We start from the raw sequence: 23,979 nt of genomic DNA, 5'->3' as shown, positions 1-23,979 counted from the left end.
TTACTCCTTAAAAATTAGCCATTTCCTGACACGTCACCAATCATGGTAGAAATTTAAAGTATTTTCATTAGCGCAGGTCACACTAATAAAAAGTAGGGATCTGTAGGATTGGTTCCATGCACGACTTTAACAGAATGACAAGTGGCGCGTGGTATATCGCGGGAGGACCTGAGATCGTGCAACAGCACGAGAAAAACCGCTCCATCATGAAGCGCTTCAACGATCTTGCCAACACCGATATGGCGCAAGGAGAAGCAATCCTAGCGGAGGCGCTAGCCCCCGGTTCTGGTGTCCCGGAAACCTTTGCCCCACTCCACCTCGAGTACGGGATCAACACCACCTTCGGTTCGGGATGTTTCATGAACTTCAATTGCATCATCATCGATGTCGCACCTGTCTCCGTGGGCAACAACACCCTTTTCGGCCCCGGCTGCCAATTAATTACCGCCGAACACCCCGTCAACGACGTGGAGATGCGCATCAAGGGCTGGGAGCGCGCCCGCCCTATCGCAATTGGCGACGATTGCTGGTTCGGCGCTGGCGCCATGGTCATGCCCGGAGTGACCGTTGGAAATCGCTGCGTGGTTGCCGCCGGTGCAGTAGTCACGAAGGATATTCCCGACGATTCCCTGGTCATGGGTGTGCCGGGAAAGGTGACCCGCACCCTCAATCAGCCAGGCGACACGCTTGAGCGTGAGGAATTGGAGCCTGGGGAATATTGAGTTCTGTAAGTGCTACAAACATTGTGAAGCAGTTCATCCACAAGATCTCCGGACTGTCTCCGGAAGAACATGGCTTCAGCCACCTAGATTTTGGCGCCACAGTGAAGCGTGCGACCTATCTTGACACGGTGCCACCGGAGCGACGTGGACGCTGGCACGGGCGAATCGTCCCCATCAAGGACTTAACTGATGTCGCGGGTATGCCTTCAACATACGGCTCGATTCATCGGCGCAGTCACGCGACTCAATCTGCAGAGTTGGTGCGCACGCTACTGACAGAAGGCGCCATCATCCCAGGCAAAACGGCCACATCCGAACTGGGCATGACTGGCTACACCGAACCTGTTGGCCTTCCTGCTCCACACAACCCGCTATGGCCAGGTGAGGCTCGCACTCCTGGTGGGTCGTCGGGAGGTGCCGCTGTTGCGGTCGCACAGGGGCTCGTCGATATCGCCCATGGCTCTGATGGCGGCGGTTCGATTCGCATTCCCGCGGCCGCGTGCGGACTAGTTGGTTTCAAACCTTCGCATACGCCAATTGGCGGAATGCTCAGTGCCCAAGGAGTTCTCACGCGTTCGTTGGCGGAGACGCTCTTTGCCCACAACGTCGAAAGACTTGCCCGACCTCGAACTCTGCGTATTGGTGTGATTATCTCTCCCCTGCTGGCTCACGATATGTCGCGCTCTGATGTTGCTACCGAAGCCATTCGCGCAACCGAACTAGCAGCGAACACGCTTGCTGCAGCAGGCCACGACGTCATAGACCTTGATCCGGGGGCCCTTGACGCTGCGGGACTGTTTGGGAGTTTTCGCCGCGTATTTAGTGCGAAAGTCTCTCGCGCTGAGGCACCTTCAAGTGACATCGTCGAGTGGTTTCGCGACAATGCCCACAGCACGCCGCCGAAAAAGGATATTTCAAGGTTGGAAGGGTCCGCCGACGAGCTACGCGCCGCTTGGCCCGTCGATGTGTTGCTCAGTCCCATGTTGTCGCATGAGCCACCAGAAATCGGATCCTTCACGGCATTGGGACCAGAGCAAGACTTCCTGACTCAAACACGCTGGACTCCGTGGGGCTCCATTTTCAATATGAGCGGAGGCGCAGCGATTTCCCTACCGCTTTACCTATCCTCCACCGAGGAGACCCCCTTGCCAGTGAGCATTCAACTAGGCGCCATCAGAGTCGATAACCGTGCGATTCTCGGCCTAGCCCAGCAACTATCCGCCATCACTTGGAAATCTGGGACTACAGCTCGTCGATAAGCTTTTGTACCCGCGCATCGATGTCATCGCGGACAAGGCGCATCCGCTCCATGCCTTCGATGCCACGCTCGGAAGGCTCGTCGGTCTCCCACCGCTCGAGGGTGCCCTGGGCATCCTCGGGCAATTCGAGCTGTGCGTCCTTGCCCAAGATGACCACGCGATCGGCGCTGCGCAGCAGCTGCGGGTCGACTCCCTTCGGAGTGCCCTGGGACATGTCGGCGCCGACCTCGGCGATGGATTCTACGGACTGTGCGTTCAATTTAGTGCCCGGCTTGGTGCCGGCCGAATGGATCTCCAGCTTGTCACCGGCGTGCTTTTCGGCCAGCGCTGCAGCCATCTGGGATTTGCCGCCGTTGCCGACGCACACGAACAGGACCTGGGGTTTGTGAGCAGAATCAGACATGGGAGTTCTCCTTGAGAGAAGTAGATTCGGTGGGAGTTGTTGGGGGCAGAGTCGGATCGCCGGGGAAAAGTTTCGGGCCAAGCCAGCGCATGACGTAAACAAGTGCCACGAGGACAGGGACTTCAATGAGTGGCCCGATAGTTCCGGCGAGTGCTTGGCCGGACGTAGCTCCGAATGTACCAATTGCCACGGCGATTGCGAGCTCGAAATTATTTCCGGCCGCGGTAAAGGACACCGACGCGGACTGCGCGTAATTCATTCCCGATCCTCGGGAGGTGACAAGCGCGATGCCAAACATGATCACGAAGTACAGGACCAGCGGGATAGCCACTCGGACCACGGCCCACGGGTTCTCCATGACCTGGTCACCTTGGAGCGCGAAGAGCAACACGATGGTGTACAGCAAACCGATTAGAGCCAGTGGGGAGATGCGTGGAATGAACTTCTCCTCGTACCATTGCCTGCCCTTGGTTTTCTCGCCGATAATCCGGGTCAGCGCACCCGCCAGCAGCGGGATGCCCAAGAATACGAGAACGGACTTCATGATCGCCCAGAAGGAGAAATCAGCCGAGGCTGTTTCGAGCCCCAGCCAGCCCGGCAGGACCTGCAGGTAGAACCACCCGAGGACACCAAACATAAGCACCTGGAAGACGGAGTTGATGGCCACAAGCACCGCGGTGGCCTCGCGGTCGCCACACGAGAGGTCGGACCACACCAGCACCATGGCGATACAGCGTGCGAGACCGACGATGATCAGCCCGGTGCGCAGTTCCGGCTGGTCCGGCAGGAAGATCCACGCCAGCGCGAACATGAGAAGCGGGCCGACAATCCAGTTCAGCCCGAGCGAGACCAGCATGAGGCGCTTATCTGCGGCGATCTTGGCAGCCTTGTCGTAGCGCACTTTAGCCAGCGGCGGATACATCATGATCAACAGGCCGATGGCGATCGGAATAGAGATTCCCCCGACTTCCATTGCACCGAGCGCATCTCCAATACCCGGGAATACCTGGCTAATCAGCAGCCCTGCGGCCATGGCCACCAGAATCCAGACCGGCAAATAGCGGTCCAAAAATGACATGCGAGTATTCATCGCATCCTTTCACTTCACACCTAAAACATCGACACTTATCAATATCAAAACTAGGTTCCATATCGATACGTGTCAATATATAGTGGGGGTATGTCCACCCCGATGATCCTCCCGCTGACCGACCTCAACGATTGCTGTTCCCTCGGTGCCGGCCCGCTGACCGAGGACGAGGCCCAGCGCTACGCGCAGATCTTCAAGGTGCTCTCCGATCCCGCCCGGCTGCGCTTGCTTTCTCAGTTGACGAAGAAAAACTGTGCGCCAATGACGGTTAGCGAACTCACGGAGCTTTCCGATTTGAGCCAGCCCACCGTGTCGCACCACTTAAAGAAACTGACCGAGGCCGGGCTGGTGGAAAAATCTAAGGAAGGCCGCACCGTCACCCACAGCATTCGCCCGGAATTATTCGCGGAGCTACGCACCGTGCTGCAGATGGACTAGGAGAGCTCCACCAGCAGCACGCCGACCCCAATGAAGCCCATGCCCACGAGCATGCGGCCTGTCAGCGGTTCGTTCCAGATCACCTTGGCCAGAACCGAGATGGCGACGATGCCGATCGCCGTCCAGAGCCCGTAGGCCACACCCACCGGCATTCCTGAGCTCAGAGTTAGTCCGAGGAAGAAGAAGGCGACAATATATGCCAGGCCCATCGGGATGAGCCATTTCTTCTTTCGAAACCCGTCACTTGCCCGCATGGACAAGGTGCCAGTGACCTCGGCAGCAATGGACAACAGCAGCCAGACCCAGCTCACGCGCGAACCCCTTGAGAAGGCTTCTGAGAAGGCTCCTGGGAACTTTCAGAGGATCCCGTTTCGATCAGCACGACTCCGATGATGATCAAAACGATGCCTACGAGGGCCCCGGGTGTGAGCATTTCGTCGAAAAGCACCATTGCCAACAGCGCGATCGCTGCCACGCCGGTTGCTCCCCAAATGCCGTAGGCAACGCCGACGCTCATCCCTTCGCGCAGCGTGAGACCCAGGAACACAAAGGCCAGCAGGTAGCCAGCCACAACGACTGCGGTCCATGCGGGCTGGTCGATGGCGGCGCGCAGCGACAGCGTTGCGGTCACCTCCGAGGCGATCACGCCGCCCAATAAGAGCCACTTCTTCATCCCAGCTCCCCTCTTTGTTGAAGAATTCAGAGGGGACTGTAGCACTCCTTTAGTCCAGAGACTTGTCCACCCGGGCGGCGCGCAGCCCGTTAAGGATGACGAAGATCTCGGCGACCTCATGGACCAGCACCACAGCGGCCAGCCCGAGCACACCTGTGATCGCCAGCGGCATCAGGACCGCGATGATGAGCAGGGATAGCGCGATGTTCTGGTTGATGATCCGACCGCCGCGCCGCGCGTGAGCAAGCGCACGCGGGATGAGGCGCAGGTCGCTTCCCGTAAAGACCACGTCGGCGGATTCGAGGGCCGCATCGGAGCCAGAAACACCCATCGCTATGCCCACATCGGCACTCGCCAGGGCAGGCGCATCGTTGATTCCGTCGCCGATCATCGCCACGGACGAAGACTGCGACAACTCCGCAACGGCGCTCGCTTTGTCCTCTGGGCGCAGCTCGGCGCGGACGTCGCTAATTCCTGCTTGCCGGGCGAGCGCCGCGGCGGTCCGCGCATTGTCGCCGGTCAGCATGGTCACGCCCAGGCCCTGATCTGCGAGGGTGTCAACGACCTGTGGGACCTCGTCGCGAAGCTCGTCGCGCACGCCGATCGCACCGACCGTATCGTTTTCGCGCTTGACGACGACCACCGTCATCCCCTGGTCCTCTAACCCTGTGACCTGCCCTGCAAGCTCGCCTGCGTCGATCCAGCGCGGGCTGCCCACGGTGATGCGCGCGCCGTCGACGGTGCCTTCGATGCCGTGGCCTGCACGCTCGGAAATCTCGGTTCCCTCGACAACTTCGGGTGCTGCCTGGGTAATCGCGGTGGCCAGCGGGTGGGAGCTGCTGTGCTCCAGGGCCGCAGCCCACTGAAGAACCTGCTGTTCGCTTACCGAGTCAACGGCCAGAACCGCGGTGACGGTCGGCTCGTTGCGAGTCAGCGTGCCGGTCTTATCCACGGCGACGTGCTTGATCGTGCCGAGGCGCTCGAAGGCCGCACCCGATTTAATTACCACGCCGAACTTGCTGGCGGCACCAATACCAGCCACGACAGTCAGCGGTACTGAGATGGCCAGCGCACAAGGCGAGGCCGCAACGAGCACGACGAGCGCGCGCGTGATCCAGACTTCCGGGTCGCCCAGAAGCGAACCGAGCACCGCGACAAGCACGGCCAAGATAAGCACGCCGGGCACCAGCGGCTTGGCAATCCGGTCGGCGATGCGCGCCCGCTCGCCCTTTTCATTTTGGGCCTGTTCGACCAACTCGACGATGGTAGTCAGCGAGTTATCACTGCCGGCTGCCGTCGTTTCTACCTCAAGTGCGCCAGAGGTATTGATCGCGCCGGCGGAAACGGTATCGCCTACAACGACCTCGACGGGAATCGATTCTCCCGTAATCGCCGAGGTATCCAGGGTGCTGCGCCCGCTGCGCACAATTCCGTCGGTGGCGATGCGCTCGCCCGGCGCAACCAGCATCAGCTGGCCAACTTCGAGATCCTTCGCCGCGATGTTTTCTCGCTTGCCGCCGCGGCCAATCGTCGCCGTTTCGGGCACGAGCTTAAGCAGGGAGCGCAGCCCGCCGCGTGCGCGGTCCATAGCCTTATCCTCGAGTGCCTCAACAATCGAGTACAAAAACGCCAGCGCTGCGGCCTCTTCGACATAGCCCAGAATGAGGGCGCCGATCGCACTGATCGTCATCAGCAGGCTGATACCCAGCTTGCCCTTGAACAAGTTCCGGATCGCTCCAGGTGTAAACGTAGAGGCACCCAGCAGTAGCGAGGCCCAGAACAGGACCTGGGCTACCGTTTCAAGCCCGGTCCACTCGCAGATCAGACCAAGGACCAGCGCCACACCGGACAGTACCGCCGGCATGACCTCGCGGTCTTTCCACCACGGGCCGTCGTCGTCATCGTCATCATCGTCGAGGTCGCTGCCCTCAACCTGAGGCTTCATCACTTCGGTCATTGCGCGGCCCCCGCACCTTCGCACCCCGGCACCTCGCACGTCGCATCGATGCACGGAGCATCCTCATCGACGGCAAGGGTAACCTCGAGCAGCGAGTTCAGCGCGGCCGTCAGGTGCGGATCCGCAATTTCATAGCGCGTCTTGCGCCCCTCCGGTTCGGCCACCACGATCCCGCAGTCGCGCAGACACGTCAGGTGGTTGGACACGTTTGAGCGGGTCAGGTCCAGATCGCGGGACAATTCCGCCGGGTAGCTCGGGCCTTCGAGCAAAGTCATCAGAATGCGCGAGCGAGTCGGATCGGCCATCGCGCGACCGAGACGATTCATCACGTCCAGTTTTGAAGTAATAGTCAGCACACAGTGACTATACATCGCCTACTGAACAATTGATAACTTTTGTCAGCCCCTCTACTACCCTTGATGCCTATGCCCGCTCCATTCGACCTCTCCCGCATCGGCGCCGGACTCCCCGTCGCCAATGTGATCGACCAGCTGCCCGCAACTGGCCCGCTCGTTGTCGAAGCACCCCCGGGAACAGGCAAAACCACCCTCCTGCCACCGGCGATCAGCAATATCGCAGGCAAGACATTAGTCACCGCGCCCCGTCGCGTCGCCGTCCGCGCGGCTGCACGCAGGCTTGCGCTTCTCGACGATTCCCCCCTGGGCGACCGCGTCGGATATTCCATCCGCGGAGAGCACTTCGACGGATCGCTCGTCGAATTCGTCACCCCGGGAGTCCTGCTCAACCGGCTCCTGCGCGACCCGGAGCTCGAAGGCGTCGGCGCTGTGATCGTCGACGAGGTCCACGAGCGCCAGCTCGACACCGACCTCGTACTCGCCATGGTCATGGAAGTCGCAGCGCTTCGCGACGACCTCTACCTGGCCGCCATGTCCGCCACCCTCGACGCGCGTACCCTCTCCGAGCACATGGGCGCACAGATTCTGTCCACCGACGCTGTGACCCATCCCCTGGAAATCTCCTATCACCCGCACGAGGGCCGGGCCCGGGGCACCCGCGAGTTCTATGCGCACATTGCCGACCTTGCCGCTAGCGACACCAACGAGCGCACCCTGGTGTTCGTGCCCGGCGTGCGCGAGGTGGAGCTCGTGTGCCAAGGCCTTGCCGCCCAGCGCATTCACGCGGCTGCCCTCCACGGTCGGCTGAGCAATCAGGAACAGGACGAAGCCCTCAACGGTGACGCGCAGGTGGTGGTGGCCACGACAATTGCCGAATCCTCCATCACCGTCCCAGGTGTGCACCGCGTTATTGATGCCGGCCTGTCCAGGGTTCCTCGTCGCGACGCGGCACGTGCCATGACCGGCCTGGTCACCGTATCCACGGCGCGCTCGAGTGCCGACCAGCGCGCCGGGCGCGCGGGCCGTCTCGGCCCGGGGACGGTCCTACGCGCCTATTCTCTAGACGATTACCAGCACTTTCCCGCCGAGATCACCCCGGAAATTGCTACCTCGGATCTCACCGATGCGACACTCACTTTGGCGGCCTGGGGCACTCCCCGCGGCGTCGGGTTGCCCCTGCTCAGCGCCCCGCCCGCGCCCGCCCTCGACGACGCGGAAGAGTCGCTCCGCTTACTCGGGGTCATCGACGAATCCGGCCATATCACGGACCGCGGCACCACCCTGGCGCAAATGCCCCTCGATCCCCGACTGGGCAACGCGCTCGTGGAGTACGGCTCGGGAGCTGCCCCCACTGTCGCCGTCCTGGCGGAGGGGTTGAGCGGCGATCTTGCACGGCTGCGCGCTCCGAAGCAGCAGATGTCCAGGTTGGCACGACTCGTCGATAAGTCAGCTCCGGTGCCCGCTGGCGACGTGGTCGCTGCCGCCTACCCAGGCTGGGTGGGCAGGCGCGTGGGCTCCGAATACTTACTTGCCGCGGGCACACGCGCGAGCTTGGGTGTGGAAATGGGGGCGCCAGAATGGATCGCCGCCGCCGAGGTGCAACTCACCGCGCGCGGGGCCATCATTCACTCCGCGGCCGCGCTGAATGATGTACCGGCGCACATGATCACGGAGGAGGCTCGCGCAAGCCTGGTCGATGGGAAGGTCCGAGGCAGGCGAGTTAAGGCGGTCGGGGCGATCGAGCTGAGCTCCACCCCGGTCAAGCTCTCTCCCGCCGAAGCCGCCGACGCGCTGCACGGTGTGGGGCTTTCGGCCTTCGCGCTGTCGGAGAAGGCGCAGGGATTGAAGGATCGGCTGGACTACCTGCACCAGCGCGTGGGCGCGCCGTGGCCCGATGTCAGCCAAGGCGACTATTCGCCTGAATTGATGGAAGTAGCGAAGGGCCGGCCGATCGGAAAGATTGATGTGTACCCGGCACTGCAGCGCCAATTACCGTGGCCGGAGGCGGCGAAGCTCGGCGAACTCGTGCCCGAAAAACTCAATGTGCCCAGCGGCTCACACCCGCGCGTTGATTACTCCACGGGCCGACCCATCGTGCGCGTTAAGCTGCAGGAATGTTTCGGATTGGCCAGTTCCCCGGAGATTGTGGGCCAGCGCGTGCTGTTCCACCTGCTCTCGCCTGCTGGGCGTGAACTTGCCGTCACCGATGACTTAGCCAGCTTCTGGGATGGACCGTACCAAGAGGTCCGCAAGGAAATGCGTGGGCGCTACCCAAAACACCCCTGGCCGGAAGACCCCTGGAGTGCCAAGGCGACAGCGCGCACGAAAAACCGCAGCTAGCTTTGCGGCTAGACCAATACTGACGTGCCGTCCAAGATGTAGTCGGCGGAGACCACAATACGATGCTCCGAGCATTCGTGCCCATGTTCGACCAAAACAACGTTGTCGGAAATATCGTCCTGCATGCTCAGCGCGATGGCCAGGACAGGCATCGCCTCCGTGGTTCCTACCACGTGAATTTGCTGTGTGGGGAAGCGCCGAGCGAAAGACTGCGTCTCCTCGATGAGCCTGGTGGCGTACTCCTCATCGATCTCGTGGTCGGCGTTGTGGTCAAGGCGGATTTCAATGACGCCTTCTGGATAATGCATGTTTTCAATGTTAAAGAAGTGATCTGCCGGATACCTGACAATCGTCTTGTGAAAAGGCTGTAGGTTTTCCCGCTCGATGCGGCGCTCTACGAACTGAACTCCTGAATACCCAAGTACACCGTGAGCACGACAACAAGTGTCAACATGGCATATCTGACCAGCGTAGTTCCGCCTCCGAGGACGGTGCGCGCGCCTAGTTGGGCGCCGATGACATTGGCGACCGCCAACGCTAACGCCAACCCCCATTCCACGTGTCCACCTGCAATAAAGACGGCCAGAGCACCGAGGTTTGTTGCGGTGTTGACCACCTTGGCCATGGCCGCCGAGCGTAAAAAGTTCTGGGAGAAGATTGCGGTAAAGCCCATAATCAAGAACATGCCGGTTCCCGGGCCGAAGATTCCGTCGTAGAAGCCAATCGCTGCGACAAGAAGAAGGCCCAGCAGCACCCGCGTGCGCGTTGCCGTGCCTTTCGCATCGCCTTGACCGAACGACGGTTTGAACGCCACAAAGATACCGACGGCAACCAACAACACGATGATGAAGGGGCGCACAACATCGTCGCTAATCAGCGAGACGGCCAGCGCTCCCAGCCCCGAGCACACCGCCGCGACAACGGCGTAGCCCCACACCCGCCGTGGCACGCCGACTTTGCGCACCATCGTGAATGCGGCGGATGCCGTGCCGAAGACAGCGGCAACCTTGTTCGTGGCCAACACGCTGGCCGCAGGCAGGCCGGTGGAAGCCATGAGGACGGGGATCAGAATGAGCCCTCCGCCGCCAATAACAGCATCCACCCACCCAGCGACAGCCGCCGCTGCGAGGAGCAGGACTATCACTGCATAGACCGAACTTCCACCTGCTGCCCACACGCCTCAGCGCCGCGCTGCGCTACCGCAAGTGCGGTCTCGTCGTCAGCAACCTCAATGACCCAGAACCCGCCCAACTGGCGATCGCCAGGAGAAGCTGGGCCGGACAAAACGCTGCCGTCAATATTGACCCGGCGCGCGGATTCTGGCGGGGTGAGGCCACACGCGTAGACGAACTGGCCGTCAGCCATGATGCGTTCGTTGAACTTCGCGACCTTGTCGAATGCGTTCTGCATCTCTTCTTCGGACTGGTAAGCGGTGCCGGATGCGTGAACGCCTGGTTCATGATAAATGCTCAAAAGGTATTGGCTCATGCCTCTAACGGTAGTGTAAGTGACGTGTTCAGGTGGATAATTGTTGTCGTGGCGTCCCTCGGGCTCGGTGTCGCATTCACCGCCTGGAATGTTCCCGCAGCGTGGATTCTCGCCGCGATCATCGCATCCGGGGCCATAGCGTTAGGCACGGGGCGAGAACTTGTGATCAACAAGAAGTTCTACGCGTTTGGGCGCGGCATCATCGGCGTGCTCGCCGCGGTCCCCTTGGTGGGGGTACCCGCGATGCAGCTGTTGGGTTACCTGCCGGCAGGCCTGGCCGTGGCCGCTGTGACCGTGGGCATCGGATTCGGTGGCGGAATTCTCCTGTCCCGCTACGGTGTCTCGCACGAAACCGGCATCCTCTCCATGCTCTCTGGTGGCGCCTCGATCATGCCGGTCATCGCGCACGAGCTAGGTGCCGATGCCCGCTACGTCGCTCTGACCCAGTACCTGCGCCTCCTGGCCGTCTCCATGACCTTGCCACTGGTGGCTTCCTTCCTCGACAGACCCGGAGAAAGCACGATCGCGCCACTGGCCAGCGTGCCGTGGTGGATGTGGCTCGTTGTCATCGCCATCGCGGTGCTGGGTAACCCGCTTGCCAAATTAATCCGCCTTCCGGTGCCCAGCGTGTTCGGCCCGCTGCTGCTGACCGTGCTTGTCTCGTATCTCCTCACGCAATTCGGCGCAGGTGGCGTGGTTGTTCCCGCGCCCTTGTCGATCATTTCCTTCTTGGCCATCGGCTGGGTCTGCGGCGGTACCCTCTCGGTGCCCGCGCTGAAGCGCTTCGGCAGGCTGCTCCCCGCCACACTCATCTTCATCGCCGTAGTCATGGCGGCATGCGCCGCCATGGGGTGGGTGGTGTCCGTCTGGCTCGGCATTTCCTATTTTGAGGGCTATTTAGCGACGAGTCCCGGCGCCCTGGAGACGGTCCTCGCACTCTCGGCGGAGGGCGGGGCAGGCCCCGCAGTCGTGGCGATCCAGCTGATCAGACTTGTAGCCATCCTGCTCATGGCAGGATGGCTACCGAAAATCTTGAAGAAGCTCTAGTTGTTCAAGATTTCATTGCGCAACAGGTCCATGGGCATCGAACCCAGGCGCAGTGCCGCGTCGTGGAACTGCGTCAGCGTCTGCCCTTCGGCAAGCGCATCGTCGCGAAGCTGCACCCAGGCGCGCTGACCCAGCGCATACGACGGTGCCTGGCCTGCCCACCCCATGTACCGATCGAGCTCGAAGGAGAGGTTTGCCTCATCCATCGCGGTGTTGTCGCGCAGGAAAGATTTCGCGTAGGAGGCATCCCACACGCCAGATCCTTCCGGAACCTTCTTACCCAAGTGCACGCCGATGTCCAGCACTACGCGGGCCGCGCGCAGGCGCTGAGAATCCAGGAGACCCATCTTCATGCCCGGGTCACGCATGTAGCCGAACTCATCCATGAGCTGCTCGGCGTAGAGCGCCCAGCCCTCACCGTGGCCCGAGTGCCAGTTCATCGTGCGACGCCACAGGTTGAGATTGTCCTTCTCGGTCAACGTGATGCCGAGCTGCAGATGATGCCCTGGCACGCCTTCGTGGAATACCGTGGACAACTCCTGCCACTTATGGAATGTGGTCTGGCCCTTGGGCACCGACCACCACATGGTGCCCGGACGGGAGAAATCGTCGGCTGGCGGGGTGTAGAAAATGCCACCGGAGCCTGCCGGATCGATGCGGCAATCCAGCTCCTTGATCTCCTCTGGAATGGTGAAGTGCATTCCGTCGAGTTCTTCGATCGCGCGGTGCGAGACCTTGGACATCCACTGCTGTAGCTCGTCGGTGCCTTCGAGGGTGTAGCGCGACTCCTCGTTCAAGCGCCGGTAGGCAACGCGGACGGGGCAATCATCGCCGTAAAGCTTGCGCGCCAGCTGCTTCTGCTTGCTGACGATTTGATGCAGCTGGTCCAGACCCCACTCGTAGGCCTCGTCGAGATCAACTTGATAGCCCACGAAGTACTCAGAGAAGAGCTCGTACCGTTCGCGTCCGAAGGCTTCCTCCAAAGAACCCAGCGGATTGAGTTCGGTGGACAGCCAGTCCGCCATTTCGCCGAATGCGGCCTTGGCGGAGGTAACAGCGCTCGATTCAGGGTCCACACCCAACGACTCGAGGAGGCTTCCCTCATCGGCCAAGTTTTCACACTGGTCAATGACGGCATCAATCTGGCGGTGAGCCGCAACCAGGCCATGGCTCGCCGCGTCTGCGAGGGACTCACGGTAGCCGTGCAGGGCGTGGGCAACCTTAGAGAGACGGGATTCAATCGCCTCGAGCTGTTCGGGAGTATCCGTCGGCATCAGAGAAAAGGTGTCGCGGATCGTCTGAACTGGTGACTCAATATTGTTGAGCTGTGCCTGGAACTCTCCCTGGTGAAGGAGCTCTAATTCCAATCCCATGCGGTCACGCAGAATCGCTGCGGTGACATGATCGACACTGTCGAAATCATCCTCGTCATCGGATTCATCGGTGCCGTCATTGAGTGCATCCACGTCAGCCATCAGCTCGCGGATTCGGTCTGCGAGCGAATCCCAGTATTCAGGTGAGAAATCCTGAAGTTCCCCGTCGTATCCGACGATTCCCAGCTCGGTTGCCAAGGTAGGCGAGTGCTCTGCCATGTCATAAACAAAGTTCTCACACGTTGCGTCAAGCAGCGACGTTTGGCGCGTTGTTGGTTCCTGAGGGTCTTGGTCAGAAGATAACGGTGTTGACGATGAAGTCATGGCTAGGAAGTCTAACGAATTCTTAGCCTTCTGCCCACTTGATTCCCGGATTTACCCAGGTGGAAAATTGTTGTAGCAGGTCGGAGGGGTCTTCGGAAACCACGAGGGCATCCGCATACTTCTTCTGAAGGAACCCGTGTGTGGCCATACGTTCCACCAGCTCAATCCATGGATCCCAAAATCCGTCCACGTTGAGCAGGCCGACGGGCCCGTCGTGGTAGCCCAGCTGCTGCATGGTGAGCACTTCAGAAAGCTCTTCCATCGTGCCCATTCCGCCAGGCAACGCGATGAATGCATCCGCGAGTTCTTCCATGCGCGTTTTGCGTTCCGCCATAGTCTCGACGATTTCCAGTGTGACCGATTGGTGTGCGATTTCTTTGTCCACCAAGTGCCTCGGCATCACCCCGATGACTTCCCCGCCGTGGGCGAGCACGCTATCTGCAAGCTCGCCCATCAGCCCGATGTTGCCGCCCCCGAACACCAAGACTTGCTGGTTTTTCGCGATTGTCTCGCCCATCAGGCGTGCAGATTCAGCATAGATCGGCTTCGTTCCATGCGTAGACCCGCAGTACACGGCCACATTCTTAATGCTGTTCTTAAAACTGTTGTGCACCGAGTTCTTCGTGTTCGCAACCATAATCTTTCATCCTAGTAATCTATCCTGATACTCATGGTGGACGGAATGATCCAAGCTCGTGATCTTGTCTCTCGCGTTACCTCCCGCGCCGGGGAGACACCTGGGAAGATAGAGGTCTTTACCGGTGCCGGAATGTCTGCTGACTCAGGGATAGCTACCTACCGCGATGCTCACACAGGGGTCTGGGAAAATGTAGACCCGCAGGCGATGGCCTCCATTGATGCATGGGCACGCGATCCGGAACCAATGTGGGCCTGGTATCTGTGGCGCGCGGGGCTGGCGCAACGCGCCCTACCCAATGCCGGGCATCTGGCCCTTGCCGAGTGGGCCCAGCATGCCGACGCCCAAGTCACTGTCACCACCCAAAACATTGACAACTTGCACGAGCGCGCCGGATCCACCGACGTTGTCCACCTCCACGGCTCCCTCTTTAGTTTTCGATGCTCCATCTGCTCGCGCCCCTGGAAAGGAGAGGTTGAGTTTCCTTCAGAGCCGGTTGCCCGGCTCACCCCACCAACCTGCCCCTTGTGCAAGAATCTGGTGCGCCCGGGCGTGGTGTGGTTCGGTGAGGGGCTCCCTGCCAAAGAGTGGGACGAAGCGGAATCACGGATGCGGGAGGCGGACCTCGTCGTCATCGTCGGCACCTCGGGGGTGGTCTACCCCGCCGCGGGCCTGCCCGCGCTCGCTCACGACGCCGGCACCCCCATCATCGAGGTCACGCCGAAACGCACCGATCTCAGTGCGTTGGCGACCGTTGTGCTTGAAGGCACAGCCGCTGAGGTACTTCCTGCACTCGTGGCCTAACATTTCACCACATGCGTGAGATGTTTGCGGATACAAGACCGCTGAAAGTTCCGGCATATCGAAAGCTCTGGATCGCCAATATTCTGACCCAACTTGGCGCCCAGATGACCGTCGTGGCCGTTCCCGCCCAGATCTACTCCCTGACTGGGTCGTCTGGGTATGTCGGGTTGACCGGACTTTTCGGCCTCGTGCCTTTGGTCTTGTTTGGGCTCTATGGTGGTGCCATTGCCGACGCCTTCGACAAGCGCCTCGTGCTCATCGTGTCCACCCTGGGCATGATTTTAAGCTCGAGCGCGTTCTTCATCGTCTCCATGCTGGGCAACGCCAATGTCTGGGTGCTCCTCAGCATTTTTGCGCTGCAGCAAGCCTTCTTCGCCGTCAACCAACCAACGAGGACGGCGACCTTTAGGTCCATCCTGCCCATCGATCAGCTCGCTGCGGGTGCGAGCCTGAATATGTTGGTGATGCAGGCCGGCGCGGTCATTGGCCCGCTTGTCGCCGGTGCGTTGATCCCATTCATTGGTTTCTCGTGGGTGTATTTCCTCGACGTCGCCTTCCTCATCCCCACTCTCGGCGCGGTCGTATCGCTTCCGTCGCTGCCTCCCGCGGGGAAGGTCGAGGCTCCTGGTCTGAGTTCGATCGCCAGTGGGCTGAAGTACCTGTGGATGCAGCCGGTGTTGTTGATGGCGATGCTCCTTGACGCCATCGCCATGGTATTCGGCATGCCCCGTGCCCTCTACCCCGAGATGGCGGAGGTCAACTTCGGCGGCTCACCGCTCATGTTGTCGCTTCTATACTCCTCGATCGCCGTGGGTGCGGTCGTCGGCGGAGTGTTCTCCGGGTGGGTCTCCCGTGTTGCCCAACAGGGCAAAGCTGTCGTCATCTGCATCACCGTGTGGGGAGGTGCCGTCGCTCTGGCGGGATTGTTCACCATGGTGAGCCCACCGGCAGTAAGTGTCTGGGCGTGGCTGGTGGTCTTGATGCTCGTGATCGGTGGCGCTGCCGACATGTTCTCGGCGAGTCTGCGCAACGCGATCCTCCAACAGTCTGCAACCGCAGAGATGCAGGGGCGTATCCAGGGGGTTTATATCATCATCGTCGTCGGTGGCCCACGCATCGCCGACCTGGCCCACGGCTGGGCCGGCGAGTTCATGGGGGCAGGGCTAACCACCCTCATCGGCGGTATCCTCGTCATCGTCGGAACGGCAGTATCCATGCTGGCAGTACCTAAATTCTGGCGTTATTCAAAACCCAAAACAGAATGAGCAGTCTAGAAACTCCGGGGGTAATAAAGACAGGATAGTCTACATTCATCGTATTATCTTCACATGTCCTCGTCCCACCCACCGTTTTCTCGGCTGCGCACCCCTGCGGCCAAGTGCCTGCATCTCATTCGGCTCAACCCGGTGACCTCGCGCAGCGAACTCGTTGAGGCGACCGGCCTTTCCCAACCCACGATCACTAGAGCAATGTCTGCCCTCATCAAGGCCGGATACGCGGTAGAGCGCAATGACCTCACGCGCTCGCAGGGACGTGGGCGCCCCACCATCCCCCTCGAGATCGCTGAAACGCACAGCATCCACGCTGGCATCGCTGTGGGTACTTCCTCAACGTATATCGCGCTGTTTGATATCAAGGGCCACACCCTGCGCGACACCGATATTTCCACTCCCGTCGCCGCCGTCACGCCTGACGACTTCGTCCAACACATCATGGCTGGACTGAACCGGCTCACTGCAGGAATGGATCGTCCCCTGTCCAGTGTCGGAGTCACCACCTCGGGGACTGTCTCCCGCGACGGTGTGGTCAATGCTTCCAACTTGGGCTGGAAAAACGTCAACATCGCGGCTCAATTACGGGAGCAATTCTCCGTTCCCGTCACGGTATCGGGGATTGTGCCAGCCATTATCGGTTCCGAAATCCAGTCCAGCGAGTCCGTGCACCCTTCGGGCATCATGTCGCTCTTTGCCGACGACTCCGTTGGCGCCGCCATTTCCGGCCAGGACGGGGTGTCCTCGATTACCATCGACCGACCCGATTTGACCACCGATGGGCTGCTCAGCGGGATTAACGACCCGGAACTTCGCACTCTCAAAGACGCAGTTGAGTTAGGCAAGCGCTTCCCCGCCTCACGCGGCTGCCTGGATCGACGTGCGAGTGAGCTCGGCAGCGTTGCTGCTGAACTGATCCGCAATTACTCGCCGACGACCTTCGTTGTGGCTGGGTCCGCATTTCTCGACGACCCCAACGCCCCTGGAATCTTCGCGCGCCAGGTTCGCGCCAGCCTGCCGGAGGACACAAAGCTCAACTTGCGGATGATCCCCACCCACCGTGAAGTGGTGCGCGATATCGCCCGGGCCGTCGCCCTAGATTACGTCCTCCACGAGCCCCTCTCGGTGCCGGCGACTTAGTTCCACGTACCTACCCGCGTGCTCGACCAAACCTGCTTGGTCTTCCGCGGTGATCTCGCGGCGCATCTTCGCGGGAACCCCCGCTGCGAGATGACCTGCGGGGATCTCGGCAGCCTCCAGCACTACAGCTCCTCCACCGATGATGCAGCCTGCGCCCACCACGGCGCGGGACAGTATCGACGAATGCATCCCCACGAGGGTTCCCGCGCCGACGTGGCAAGAGTGCACGAGCGCCAAGTGTCCCACAGTCACATCGTCGCCAAGCACTGTCTCTCCCCCGGTGTCGACGTGGAGGACCGCTCCATCTTGAATATTCGTCCTGGCACCAATCCTGATCGGGCCGACATCGCCGCGGATCACGGCACCCGGGAATACTGAGGCATCGGGGCCGATGGTGACATCGCCGATGATGGTTGCCTCTGGGGCGATATAGGCACTGGGATCAATCGAGGGTGATTTGCCCTCAAAGCTGTAAATCATGGACGTCCTTAATCGAGGTGAACGGTCGCGCCTGCAGGCCGGCCTCGCGTGCTGAGGCAAGGTGGTCAGGGTTGGCTGTGAAATAGATGGTGTCTTTCAAATTCGCGCCGAGCGCATCGACTGCCACTTCGTACGCACGCGGATCGGGTTGGGTAATGCCGATATCGCAGGAAAAGATCACCGCGTCGAGCGCATCGATCCATGCATATTTGGAGCGCAGCTTGTCTCCGATGGTCTCGGTCACGTTCGCTACGATCCCACAGGTGTAGTCGGCCTCGCGGAGCTTTTCTAAAATCTCAACGATCTCGTCGTTGACCACCGTCGCGGATTCCCAGTCGGCTACGATCGCTTCGGCAATGTCGGGATCATCCAACCCGGCGCGCAGGCCTACTTGCTGCCACCACCTGTAGTCGGAGACGTCTCCCGCCTCGTAGGCGGGGCGCAATTCCTTGTACACGTCCCAGAACGCTTCAGGGTCGGTGGCGCCAGCTGCACGTTCTATTCGCAGCCGGTCCGAGTCGGTGCGCGGGCGCATCACCACGCCGTCGAGGTCGAACAACAGAGCAGTCATATTATCGAGTTTAGGAAAAAACCTACTGCGGTGCTGTGACTTGCCTTTCGTAGGAGTATTTTCTCTTCTGATGCTGCTGATACACATGCGTATCCACTGGTGGGAGGGGTGCATTAACACGCATCACCACTTCAGGGGCACGGGGTGAGCCGCAGTGGAAGCTCAATGTTGTGCCGTTCTCACACCCAAGCACGAGCCCCGCGGTGCGCTTCCAGTGCCAGACCTCCACACCGTCGTCGAAGGCCGTGATCGTCTCGTAGACTTCCTGCACAGTAGAAATCACACCAGCAAGTTCCCAGAACTCCCCGCCCGGGTCCTCGACTTCGGTCAGCGTCATCTCTGGTTCGAAGCTGGTGCCGTCGGGCCCAAAATCAGTCTCGGTTTCTACGAACTCCACCGAAACAAACTGCCCCGCATCGGATCCCGCATCGGATCCTGCAAGGGCGAGGTAGCCGGAAAAGGCGCCGGTGTAGTCGTCGATTTCAAGCTCGGTGCCGAAACCGCGAATTTCTTTGCCGATCAGCTCGCTACTTAACACGCGTCTGGTCCCTTCTCCCACGCCTCGCGCACAAGCCGCTCGAGGACCTCCAAATCAATGTCCTCGGGCTTGTTCACATAGGTACACGACACCGCCGAGGTATATTTTCCCAGTTCAGGGACGGGTTCGATGCCATAGAGCGACAACTTCGCCTTCCGCGGGCTAAATCCCACGATGAACATGTCGCCTTCGCGCCCAGTTTCGTATTTGTAGTGCATCTCGCCGTACCCAATCATGGTGGGCCCCCACATCGCTGGGGCCACACCAGTGGCGCGGCCATAAACATCGAGCAAGATGTGACCATGCTCTTTGCGCCGGCCCTCAATCGAGTCGATGTAATCGCGCGGGTCCACCCCTGTAATAGCCGTTTTACTATCGCTTTTTCCGGTGGCGCCCGCAGTAAATTCATTGACGCGCTCCCGTGGCTCGGGCGCGCCCTGCATGCTCAAGCCGCGCTCCTGAAGTGCAGCCTGCACGCGCTCCAGCCCGCGCTGACCCACGCCATGCAGATCCAACACGGTCGCCCAGGGCACACCGTCAAGCGATTCCAAGTCCGGATATCCAGCTAGGGCGAAAGCGTCCCGTGCTGGCCTGCCCACTCCTTTGAGCTCTTCAAAAGCTGTCATGGGTGCGAGTTTACAGATCCAGCTCGTCCAAAAGCGTGTCAAAGGCGGGCGCGATCCGAGTGCGCCACACCGTGGTCGCCTTCGGGTCGAAGCGCCCGGGCCCGCCGTTGATGACGCCGACGGGTTTGCCCTGTTTCCTCGCCTCGATGGCGATGCGGTAGCCACTCATCACGGCTAACGACGAGCCCACGACGAGCAGCGAGGTGGCACGTGCGAGAAGCTGAGCAGTTGCTTGACGACGAGGCCGTGGCACCGACTCCCCGAAATACACCACGTCGGGCTTTAGTCGGCGCCCACCGCAGTTCACACAGCTGACCATATGAAATTCGGCGACCTTGTCCTCCGGCAGCTCGATATCCCCGTCGGGGTTGATCTGATGATCGCCGAGTCCGTCCATGTACCCGGGGTTGGCGGCGGCCAGGCGCTCGTCGAAAAGCGATCTCTTTTCTATGTACCCGCAATCCAGACACGTGACCGTCTCCATATCACCGTGCAACGCGACGAGCGACTGCGTGCCGGCGCGAGCGTGCAGCCCATCGACGTTTTGGGTGACGATGCCGTTGATCGCCCCGGCGCGCTCGAGCTCGACGAGTGCGTAGTGTGAACGGTTCGGATCGACGGCGCGCATGTACTTCACGCCGACGTACGCGCGGGCCCAATAGCGATGTGATGCGACGGGGTCGTGCGCGAACTCCTGATACGTCATCGGCCGGCCGTTGGAAAGTCTGCCGCCGGGCGAACGGTAGTCAGGTACACCGGAATCGGTGGACATGCCAGCACCCGTGAGCACGAGGGCCGGGCCGTGTTTGAGCTGGTCTGCGATCTGCTCTTGGGCCTGGTCGGGGTCGGTCGGATGGGTAGTTTCGTTGACGACGCGCGCAATCGAGCGCAGCGCACTGTCGTGGATGCGCTGGATCTGCGGGTCCTGAAAAGAGTCGTGCATTAACGGAAAGGTACTTCACCTAGCGAGCGGCGCAACTTGCGGGTGCGCAACCGCTCTGGGTCTTCCGTCAGCGATTCCACGGCGCGCACCGCACACATCACGTGGGCTTCCTTGGAGTTAGAGTAAAAGGCCTGCGCTGCGGCAGGAAGCTTTGGCACCGCATGCAGCGGCAGATCACTGACTGCCAACAAGGTGCCGTAGGGAACGCGGTAGCGATAGCCATTGGCGGCCAACGTGCACGATTCCATATCCACGGCCGCCGCTGTCGAACCGCGAAGCCACTCCCACAGATCCTGCGGGGTCTGCCACTCCCAGTTCCGGTCATCGGTGGACAACACGGTGCCGGTACGCATGAGCGAGGAGGCGTCACCGTAGATTGATTTCACCGATTTCTCCAGGGCGCGTTGGATCTCGGGCACGGCAGGAACCGGGAGGTCCGCCTTGATGTGGTGCTCCAAGATATGATCCTTGCGCTCGTAGGCATTACCCAGGATCAGGTCACCGATGCGCATGCGGGCATCCAGGCCGGCGCAGTGCCCGATCATGATCCAGGCTTCGGGGCGCAGCACCGCCAGACAGTCCGTGATGGTCTTCGCGTTCGACGGACCCACACCGATATTGATCATGGTGATGCCGGTGCGATCTTCTGCAACCAGGTCGTAGCGGGGCATTTGGTGCCGCGAGCCTAGGTCGAGCTGTTCCACACCGATGGTTGCTGCCTGAGCTTGGGTAATCTTCTTCCCATTCGGCAAGACCATGGATGTGTAGCGCGACTCAGGATTGGCAATCTCGGCTAGCCCAAAGCGAACGAACTCGGTGGTGTGCATGGCGTAGTTCGTGAACAGAATGTAGCGCTGCATGGTATCGACTTCGATGCCGGTGTAGTGCTCGATGCGCGCGCAGGCGATATCGAAGCGCTGCGGGCCGAAGTGGAATAGTGGCTTTTCCTCGCCGTGGAAGGCATCCCATTCGCCATCAATAATCGCATCGTGGACTTCGTCGAGGGTGGGCCGCGGTATCGCCGACGAGCCAGTGCCGGCCCGGCGCGCCTCCGACACATCGCCTAGGCCTCGGATGTACTCCGGCGGGATCGAGGTATCGGAATACCCGACATACATGGTCGACGGGTAGTTGTCGGTGAGGCGTTTGAGCTGGCCGCGCAGGTATCCCGACATCAGATCGGGGCGGGATACCGTCGCGGAATAAGTTCCGGCTTCATCCACGTAGCCGAAGGGTTCTGTACGGTCGATGGGTGCCCACTCGTTAATATCTACGCGGACTTTGGGATAAAGAACGTTGGCGTATCCGGCATAGTCATGGCTGTCGAGGACCTCACCGGCCAGCGCGCACGAACGCTGGTACATCTCGATGAGCGCATCTACTGCTTCATCTACTGATTCCACTTGCTCCATAGTGCTCACCCTAGCGATTTTTTAGTACTATCGTGCGCAATGGAAGTCTCGTCATTTCGCGATCAATTAGCAAAAATCTGGCGGGTAGACGCCAAAGACCTACCCGACAACTTGGTTGAGCATGCCAAAAATGTCACAGTGGATAAGATCCCCGACGACGTAGCCGAAGCCATGGCGTCGTTGGATATTCACCTGAAATCCGACAAGAACCTCCCCTTCGTGCCGAAGGTGCGCGGGCGCCGTTACTTTGAGGACGATTACCGCCCAGGTACCCGCGATTACCCCGTGATCTTGGTCCACGGCACAGGATCAGACCGTGATGTCTGGCAATCGCTGTCCGAGAACCTGCGCGAAGACGGTTGGGAAGTCTATGCCCTCAACTTTGGCAACCACGGCACCCGTTTGATCGAGGATTCTGCCACCGAAGTCGATGCCTATATCTCTGGTGTACTGGCACATACGAAAGCGGCCAAGGCGATCCTGGTGGGACATTCTCAAGGTGGGCTGTTGCTGCGTTATTGGATGCGCCACCTTGGCGGTGCGGAAAAGACCCGTCACCTCATCTGCCTGTCCTCTCCCAACCACGGCACCACCTTTGGTGGCATCGCCAGTCCCCTGGTCACCACGAAAACCGCAGAGAAGACGATGCACACGCTGATCGACCGTGCCCTTGGCGCGGCCGCATTCCAGCAGATTGCCGGGTCCGACTTTCTGCGCAAAACCAACGAGGGAGGCGACGTGGAACCAGGCGTGAGCTATACCTGCATTGCCACGCGCTCGGACGCCATTGTCCAGCCACCCGAGTCGTGCTTTCTGAACTCGAACATCGACGGCCAGGTCCGCAATATTTGGATTCAGGACTTAGAGCCCAAGGGGCAGGTATTGCACGACGAGATGCCGGAAAGCGAGCATACAATTCGGCTTGTGCGTGCCACCCTTCGCGGAATTAAATAATCTTTCTTCCAGCCGGCTTCTAGTCGGCTTCTAGTCGGGTTTCCCAGTAGAATTTCGTGGCATGGGAATTGCCGATGTTGTTCGAGGAATTGAAACCCGAGCCAATCGCCGCGGTATGCGCAAGAAGTCTGAACAAGGGTGGGTCCCGGAGGCGACGGGCTACACGGGTTATGGCTCGTCGCAACGCGCTCACGTCTTGGGCCGCGTTCTGATGGCGCAGCACACCGAACCTCAGACGCTGGTCATGCGCGGTTATCGGCAGTTTTTCACCACCCAGGTCCCCGGGATCGACGTTCTAGTGCGTCTCGGAGATGCCGAAGTACACTCGAAAACTAATGCCAATGGCTACATCGATGTTCTGCTTGCGGGACATAATTTGGAGCCAGGGTGGCACGAGGCGGAGATTTCGGTTGTGGGTAATGGCGCTTTTCCTGACCAGGAACCAGTCACCGCACCCGTACACATCATTGCGGACCACACCAAGGTGGGTCTGATCTCTGATATCGACGACACCATCATCGTGACCATGCTTCCCCGAGCTGCACTCGCGGCGTGGAACTCATGGGTGAAAAAGACCAATACTCGCCAACCCATCCCGGGCATGGACGAGTTTTATGCCGCCCTGCTAGAAGATGACCCCAATGCACCAGTGTTCTATATCTCCACTGGTGCATGGAATACGTACGACACCTTGGTCAGCTTCATTGAGAAACACCACTTGCCTCGTGGCCCGTTGCTACTCACCGATTGGGGCCCTACCCCGACTGGTCTATTTCGCTCCGGCCAAGAGCATAAGAAAGTGCAGATCAGGAACTTATTCATCGAATTTCCGGAGATTAATTGGATTCTGATCGGCGACGATGGTCAGCACGATCCTTTGATCTACGGCGAGGCGATTTTTGAGCATCCCGACCGAATTAAACAGGTGGCAATCCGTCGACTCAGTCCCCAGGAACACGTGCTCTCTCACGGCACGACCTCGGCACTGTCGCAGCCCGAGCATTATCCCAACACTCCAACGATTAGTGGCCGTGACGGACACGAGTTGCTCCGCCAGTGGCGCGCACAGGAGTCTGGAGAGAGCCCTTCAGACATATAATCAATTAATAGTTGCACCGCAGAAAGTTATGTGA

The 23,979-nt window shown here is 60.2% G+C and carries 27 protein-coding genes; 10 read left to right on the top strand and 17 right to left on the bottom strand.

Features of this window, described 5'->3' with window-relative positions; translation table 11 throughout:
• Window positions 1–116: 116 nt before the first annotated feature.
• Entirely contained in the window at window positions 117–722 is a 606-nt protein-coding gene (locus A37O_RS0106610) for a sugar O-acetyltransferase (protein ID WP_156802522.1), read from the top strand.
• On the top strand, window positions 719–1,981 hold the full coding sequence (locus A37O_RS14860) for an amidase (protein WP_156802521.1): 1,263 nt from the start codon (window positions 719–721) through the stop codon (window positions 1,979–1,981). The genes A37O_RS0106610 and A37O_RS14860 overlap by 4 nt, the downstream gene beginning before the upstream one ends.
• On the opposite strand, the gene A37O_RS0106600 is transcribed toward A37O_RS14860, so the two are convergent.
• Window positions 1,965–2,384 carry an arsenate-mycothiol transferase ArsC gene (locus A37O_RS0106600; RefSeq protein WP_018296716.1) on the bottom strand — a complete coding sequence of 140 codons (420 nt, stop codon included), beginning with the start codon at window positions 2,382–2,384 and terminating at the stop codon, window positions 1,965–1,967. The two genes, A37O_RS14860 and A37O_RS0106600, sit on opposite strands and share 17 nt — an antisense overlap.
• On the bottom strand, window positions 2,377–3,474 hold the full coding sequence (arsB, locus tag A37O_RS0106595) for an ACR3 family arsenite efflux transporter (protein ID WP_018296715.1): 1,098 nt from the start codon (window positions 3,472–3,474) through the stop codon (window positions 2,377–2,379). The genes A37O_RS0106600 and arsB overlap by 8 nt, the downstream gene beginning before the upstream one ends.
• A 90-nt stretch (window positions 3,475–3,564) precedes the next feature.
• On the opposite strand from arsB, the gene A37O_RS0106590 reads away from it, so the two are divergent.
• Window positions 3,565–3,912, top strand: a complete 348-nt coding sequence (locus tag A37O_RS0106590; RefSeq protein ID WP_018296714.1) for an ArsR/SmtB family transcription factor — start codon at window positions 3,565–3,567, stop codon at window positions 3,910–3,912.
• On the opposite strand, the gene A37O_RS0106585 is transcribed toward A37O_RS0106590, so the two are convergent.
• Genes A37O_RS0106585 through cmtR form a run of 4 tightly spaced genes read right to left on the bottom strand, consistent with a single transcriptional unit; the run spans window position 3,909 to window position 6,898 of the window.
• Window positions 3,909–4,223 (bottom strand): DMT family transporter, encoded by a 315-nt coding sequence (locus A37O_RS0106585; RefSeq protein ID WP_018296713.1) that lies wholly within the window; start codon window positions 4,221–4,223, stop codon window positions 3,909–3,911. The genes A37O_RS0106590 and A37O_RS0106585 overlap by 4 nt on opposite strands.
• Window positions 4,220–4,585 (bottom strand): DMT family transporter, encoded by a 366-nt coding sequence (locus A37O_RS0106580; protein WP_018296712.1) that lies wholly within the window; start codon window positions 4,583–4,585, stop codon window positions 4,220–4,222. The genes A37O_RS0106585 and A37O_RS0106580 overlap by 4 nt, the downstream gene beginning before the upstream one ends.
• A 49-nt stretch (window positions 4,586–4,634) precedes the next feature.
• Complete coding sequence (locus A37O_RS0106575; protein ID WP_211208356.1) at window positions 4,635–6,530, bottom strand: heavy metal translocating P-type ATPase; 1,896 nt, start codon at window positions 6,528–6,530, stop codon at window positions 4,635–4,637.
• Window positions 6,531–6,538: 8 nt separating this feature from the next.
• Window positions 6,539–6,898 carry a Cd(II)/Pb(II)-sensing metalloregulatory transcriptional regulator CmtR gene (cmtR, locus tag A37O_RS0106570; RefSeq protein ID WP_026196203.1) on the bottom strand — a complete coding sequence of 120 codons (360 nt, stop codon included), beginning with the start codon at window positions 6,896–6,898 and terminating at the stop codon, window positions 6,539–6,541.
• 69 nt (window positions 6,899–6,967) lie between these two features.
• On the opposite strand from cmtR, the gene A37O_RS0106565 reads away from it, so the two are divergent.
• Window positions 6,968–9,238 carry an ATP-dependent RNA helicase gene (locus A37O_RS0106565; protein ID WP_018296709.1) on the top strand — a complete coding sequence of 757 codons (2,271 nt, stop codon included), beginning with the start codon at window positions 6,968–6,970 and terminating at the stop codon, window positions 9,236–9,238.
• Between the two features lie 8 nt (window positions 9,239–9,246).
• On the opposite strand, the gene A37O_RS0106560 is transcribed toward A37O_RS0106565, so the two are convergent.
• From A37O_RS0106560 to A37O_RS0106550, 3 genes are all read right to left on the bottom strand, one after another.
• Window positions 9,247–9,546, bottom strand: a complete 300-nt coding sequence (locus A37O_RS0106560) for a hypothetical protein (RefSeq protein WP_018296708.1) — start codon at window positions 9,544–9,546, stop codon at window positions 9,247–9,249.
• A gap of 86 nt (window positions 9,547–9,632) precedes the next feature.
• On the bottom strand, window positions 9,633–10,382 hold the full coding sequence (locus A37O_RS0106555) for a TSUP family transporter (protein ID WP_018296707.1): 750 nt from the start codon (window positions 10,380–10,382) through the stop codon (window positions 9,633–9,635).
• Window positions 10,379–10,726, bottom strand: coding sequence for a YciI family protein (locus tag A37O_RS0106550; protein ID WP_018296706.1), 348 nt, complete (start codon window positions 10,724–10,726; stop codon window positions 10,379–10,381). Before A37O_RS0106550 ends, A37O_RS0106555 begins: the two co-directional genes overlap by 4 nt.
• On the opposite strand from A37O_RS0106550, the gene A37O_RS0106545 reads away from it, so the two are divergent.
• Window positions 10,697–11,773, top strand: coding sequence for an AbrB family transcriptional regulator (locus A37O_RS0106545; RefSeq protein ID WP_051077958.1), 1,077 nt, complete (start codon window positions 10,697–10,699; stop codon window positions 11,771–11,773). The genes A37O_RS0106550 and A37O_RS0106545 overlap by 30 nt on opposite strands.
• Here A37O_RS0106545 and A37O_RS0106540 read toward each other — a convergent pair.
• Both A37O_RS0106540 and A37O_RS0106535 read right to left on the bottom strand, forming a co-directional pair.
• Window positions 11,770–13,470: a DUF885 domain-containing protein gene (locus A37O_RS0106540; protein WP_083912609.1), complete on the bottom strand. Its 1,701-nt coding sequence runs from the start codon at window positions 13,468–13,470 to the stop codon at window positions 11,770–11,772. The two genes, A37O_RS0106545 and A37O_RS0106540, sit on opposite strands and share 4 nt — an antisense overlap.
• A 22-nt stretch (window positions 13,471–13,492) precedes the next feature.
• The gene (locus A37O_RS0106535; protein WP_018296703.1) at window positions 13,493–14,107 is read right to left on the bottom strand and encodes an LOG family protein; all 615 of its coding nucleotides are present in this window, start codon (window positions 14,105–14,107) and stop codon (window positions 13,493–13,495) included.
• 45 nt (window positions 14,108–14,152) lie between these two features.
• Between A37O_RS0106535 and A37O_RS0106530 the strand changes: the two genes are divergently transcribed.
• The 3 genes from A37O_RS0106530 (at window position 14,153) to A37O_RS0106520 (ending at window position 17,322) form a co-directional block, all read left to right on the top strand.
• On the top strand, window positions 14,153–14,911 hold the full coding sequence (locus A37O_RS0106530) for an NAD-dependent deacylase (RefSeq protein ID WP_018296702.1): 759 nt from the start codon (window positions 14,153–14,155) through the stop codon (window positions 14,909–14,911).
• Window positions 14,912–14,922: 11 nt separating this feature from the next.
• Entirely contained in the window at window positions 14,923–16,176 is a 1,254-nt protein-coding gene (locus tag A37O_RS0106525) for an MFS transporter (RefSeq protein ID WP_018296701.1), read from the top strand.
• A 63-nt stretch (window positions 16,177–16,239) separates the two neighbouring features.
• On the top strand, window positions 16,240–17,322 hold the full coding sequence (locus tag A37O_RS0106520) for an ROK family transcriptional regulator (protein WP_018296700.1): 1,083 nt from the start codon (window positions 16,240–16,242) through the stop codon (window positions 17,320–17,322).
• On the opposite strand, the gene A37O_RS0106515 is transcribed toward A37O_RS0106520, so the two are convergent.
• From A37O_RS0106515 to amn, 6 genes are read right to left on the bottom strand one after another with little or no spacing between them, the layout of a single operon-like run.
• Window positions 17,278–17,802 carry a gamma carbonic anhydrase family protein gene (locus A37O_RS0106515; protein WP_018296699.1) on the bottom strand — a complete coding sequence of 175 codons (525 nt, stop codon included), beginning with the start codon at window positions 17,800–17,802 and terminating at the stop codon, window positions 17,278–17,280. The two genes, A37O_RS0106520 and A37O_RS0106515, sit on opposite strands and share 45 nt — an antisense overlap.
• Window positions 17,786–18,373 carry an HAD family hydrolase gene (locus A37O_RS0106510; protein ID WP_018296698.1) on the bottom strand — a complete coding sequence of 196 codons (588 nt, stop codon included), beginning with the start codon at window positions 18,371–18,373 and terminating at the stop codon, window positions 17,786–17,788. The genes A37O_RS0106515 and A37O_RS0106510 overlap by 17 nt, the downstream gene beginning before the upstream one ends.
• A 22-nt stretch (window positions 18,374–18,395) precedes the next feature.
• Window positions 18,396–18,911 (bottom strand): hypothetical protein, encoded by a 516-nt coding sequence (locus A37O_RS0106505; protein ID WP_018296697.1) that lies wholly within the window; start codon window positions 18,909–18,911, stop codon window positions 18,396–18,398.
• Window positions 18,905–19,537: a DUF1801 domain-containing protein gene (locus A37O_RS0106500; RefSeq protein WP_018296696.1), complete on the bottom strand. Its 633-nt coding sequence runs from the start codon at window positions 19,535–19,537 to the stop codon at window positions 18,905–18,907. The genes A37O_RS0106505 and A37O_RS0106500 overlap by 7 nt, the downstream gene beginning before the upstream one ends.
• 10 nt (window positions 19,538–19,547) lie before the next feature.
• Window positions 19,548–20,480, bottom strand: coding sequence for a Sir2 family NAD-dependent protein deacetylase (locus tag A37O_RS0106495; RefSeq protein ID WP_018296695.1), 933 nt, complete (start codon window positions 20,478–20,480; stop codon window positions 19,548–19,550).
• A complete protein-coding gene (gene amn, locus A37O_RS0106490) occupies window positions 20,480–21,892 on the bottom strand; it encodes an AMP nucleosidase (protein ID WP_026196200.1) in 1,413 nt (470 codons plus the stop codon). Before amn ends, A37O_RS0106495 begins: the two co-directional genes overlap by 1 nt.
• A 39-nt stretch (window positions 21,893–21,931) precedes the next feature.
• Here amn and A37O_RS0106485 point away from each other — a divergent pair, with 39 nt between their 5' ends.
• Together A37O_RS0106485 and A37O_RS0106480 are read left to right on the top strand one after the other, a co-directional pair.
• The gene (locus tag A37O_RS0106485) at window positions 21,932–22,846 is read left to right on the top strand and encodes an esterase/lipase family protein (RefSeq protein WP_018296693.1); all 915 of its coding nucleotides are present in this window, start codon (window positions 21,932–21,934) and stop codon (window positions 22,844–22,846) included.
• A gap of 61 nt (window positions 22,847–22,907) precedes the next feature.
• Complete coding sequence (locus tag A37O_RS0106480; RefSeq protein ID WP_026196199.1) at window positions 22,908–23,945, top strand: App1 family protein phosphatidate phosphatase; 1,038 nt, start codon at window positions 22,908–22,910, stop codon at window positions 23,943–23,945.
• Window positions 23,946–23,979: the final 34 nt, after the last annotated feature.

It is taken from the genome of Corynebacterium lubricantis DSM 45231, assembly GCF_000379425.1.
In the GTDB taxonomy this organism is placed as follows: Bacteria; Actinomycetota; Actinomycetes; order Mycobacteriales; family Mycobacteriaceae; genus Corynebacterium; species Corynebacterium lubricantis.
This window is presented reverse-complemented; position numbering and strand designations above follow the sequence as displayed.

Coding starts and splice junctions, on each gene's coding strand:
- A37O_RS0106610 (WP_156802522.1), top strand. CDS start 117: ATGCACGACTTTAACAGAATGACAAGTGGCGCGTGGTATATCGCGGGA.
- A37O_RS0106600 (WP_018296716.1), bottom strand. CDS start 2,384: ATGTCTGATTCTGCTCACAAACCCCAGGTCCTGTTCGTGTGCGTCGGC.
- arsB (WP_018296715.1), bottom strand. CDS start 3,474: ATGAATACTCGCATGTCATTTTTGGACCGCTATTTGCCGGTCTGGATT.
- A37O_RS0106590 (WP_018296714.1), top strand. CDS start 3,565: ATGTCCACCCCGATGATCCTCCCGCTGACCGACCTCAACGATTGCTGT.
- A37O_RS0106580 (WP_018296712.1), bottom strand. CDS start 4,585: ATGAAGAAGTGGCTCTTATTGGGCGGCGTGATCGCCTCGGAGGTGACC.
- A37O_RS0106575 (WP_211208356.1), bottom strand. CDS start 6,530: ATGAAGCCTCAGGTTGAGGGCAGCGACCTCGACGATGATGACGATGAC.
- A37O_RS0106565 (WP_018296709.1), top strand. CDS start 6,968: ATGCCCGCTCCATTCGACCTCTCCCGCATCGGCGCCGGACTCCCCGTC.
- A37O_RS0106560 (WP_018296708.1), bottom strand. CDS start 9,546: ATGCATTATCCAGAAGGCGTCATTGAAATCCGCCTTGACCACAACGCC.
- A37O_RS0106545 (WP_051077958.1), top strand. CDS start 10,697: ATGATAAATGCTCAAAAGGTATTGGCTCATGCCTCTAACGGTAGTGTA.
- A37O_RS0106550 (WP_018296706.1), bottom strand. CDS start 10,726: ATGAGCCAATACCTTTTGAGCATTTATCATGAACCAGGCGTTCACGCA.
- A37O_RS0106540 (WP_083912609.1), bottom strand. CDS start 13,470: ATGACTTCATCGTCAACACCGTTATCTTCTGACCAAGACCCTCAGGAA.
- A37O_RS0106535 (WP_018296703.1), bottom strand. CDS start 14,107: ATGGTTGCGAACACGAAGAACTCGGTGCACAACAGTTTTAAGAACAGC.
- A37O_RS0106530 (WP_018296702.1), top strand. CDS start 14,153: ATGATCCAAGCTCGTGATCTTGTCTCTCGCGTTACCTCCCGCGCCGGG.
- A37O_RS0106525 (WP_018296701.1), top strand. CDS start 14,923: ATGCGTGAGATGTTTGCGGATACAAGACCGCTGAAAGTTCCGGCATAT.
- A37O_RS0106520 (WP_018296700.1), top strand. CDS start 16,240: ATGTCCTCGTCCCACCCACCGTTTTCTCGGCTGCGCACCCCTGCGGCC.
- A37O_RS0106515 (WP_018296699.1), bottom strand. CDS start 17,802: ATGATTTACAGCTTTGAGGGCAAATCACCCTCGATTGATCCCAGTGCC.
- A37O_RS0106510 (WP_018296698.1), bottom strand. CDS start 18,373: ATGACTGCTCTGTTGTTCGACCTCGACGGCGTGGTGATGCGCCCGCGC.
- A37O_RS0106500 (WP_018296696.1), bottom strand. CDS start 19,537: ATGACAGCTTTTGAAGAGCTCAAAGGAGTGGGCAGGCCAGCACGGGAC.
- A37O_RS0106495 (WP_018296695.1), bottom strand. CDS start 20,480: ATGCACGACTCTTTTCAGGACCCGCAGATCCAGCGCATCCACGACAGT.
- amn (WP_026196200.1), bottom strand. CDS start 21,892: ATGGAGCAAGTGGAATCAGTAGATGAAGCAGTAGATGCGCTCATCGAG.
- A37O_RS0106485 (WP_018296693.1), top strand. CDS start 21,932: ATGGAAGTCTCGTCATTTCGCGATCAATTAGCAAAAATCTGGCGGGTA.
- A37O_RS0106480 (WP_026196199.1), top strand. CDS start 22,908: ATGGGAATTGCCGATGTTGTTCGAGGAATTGAAACCCGAGCCAATCGC.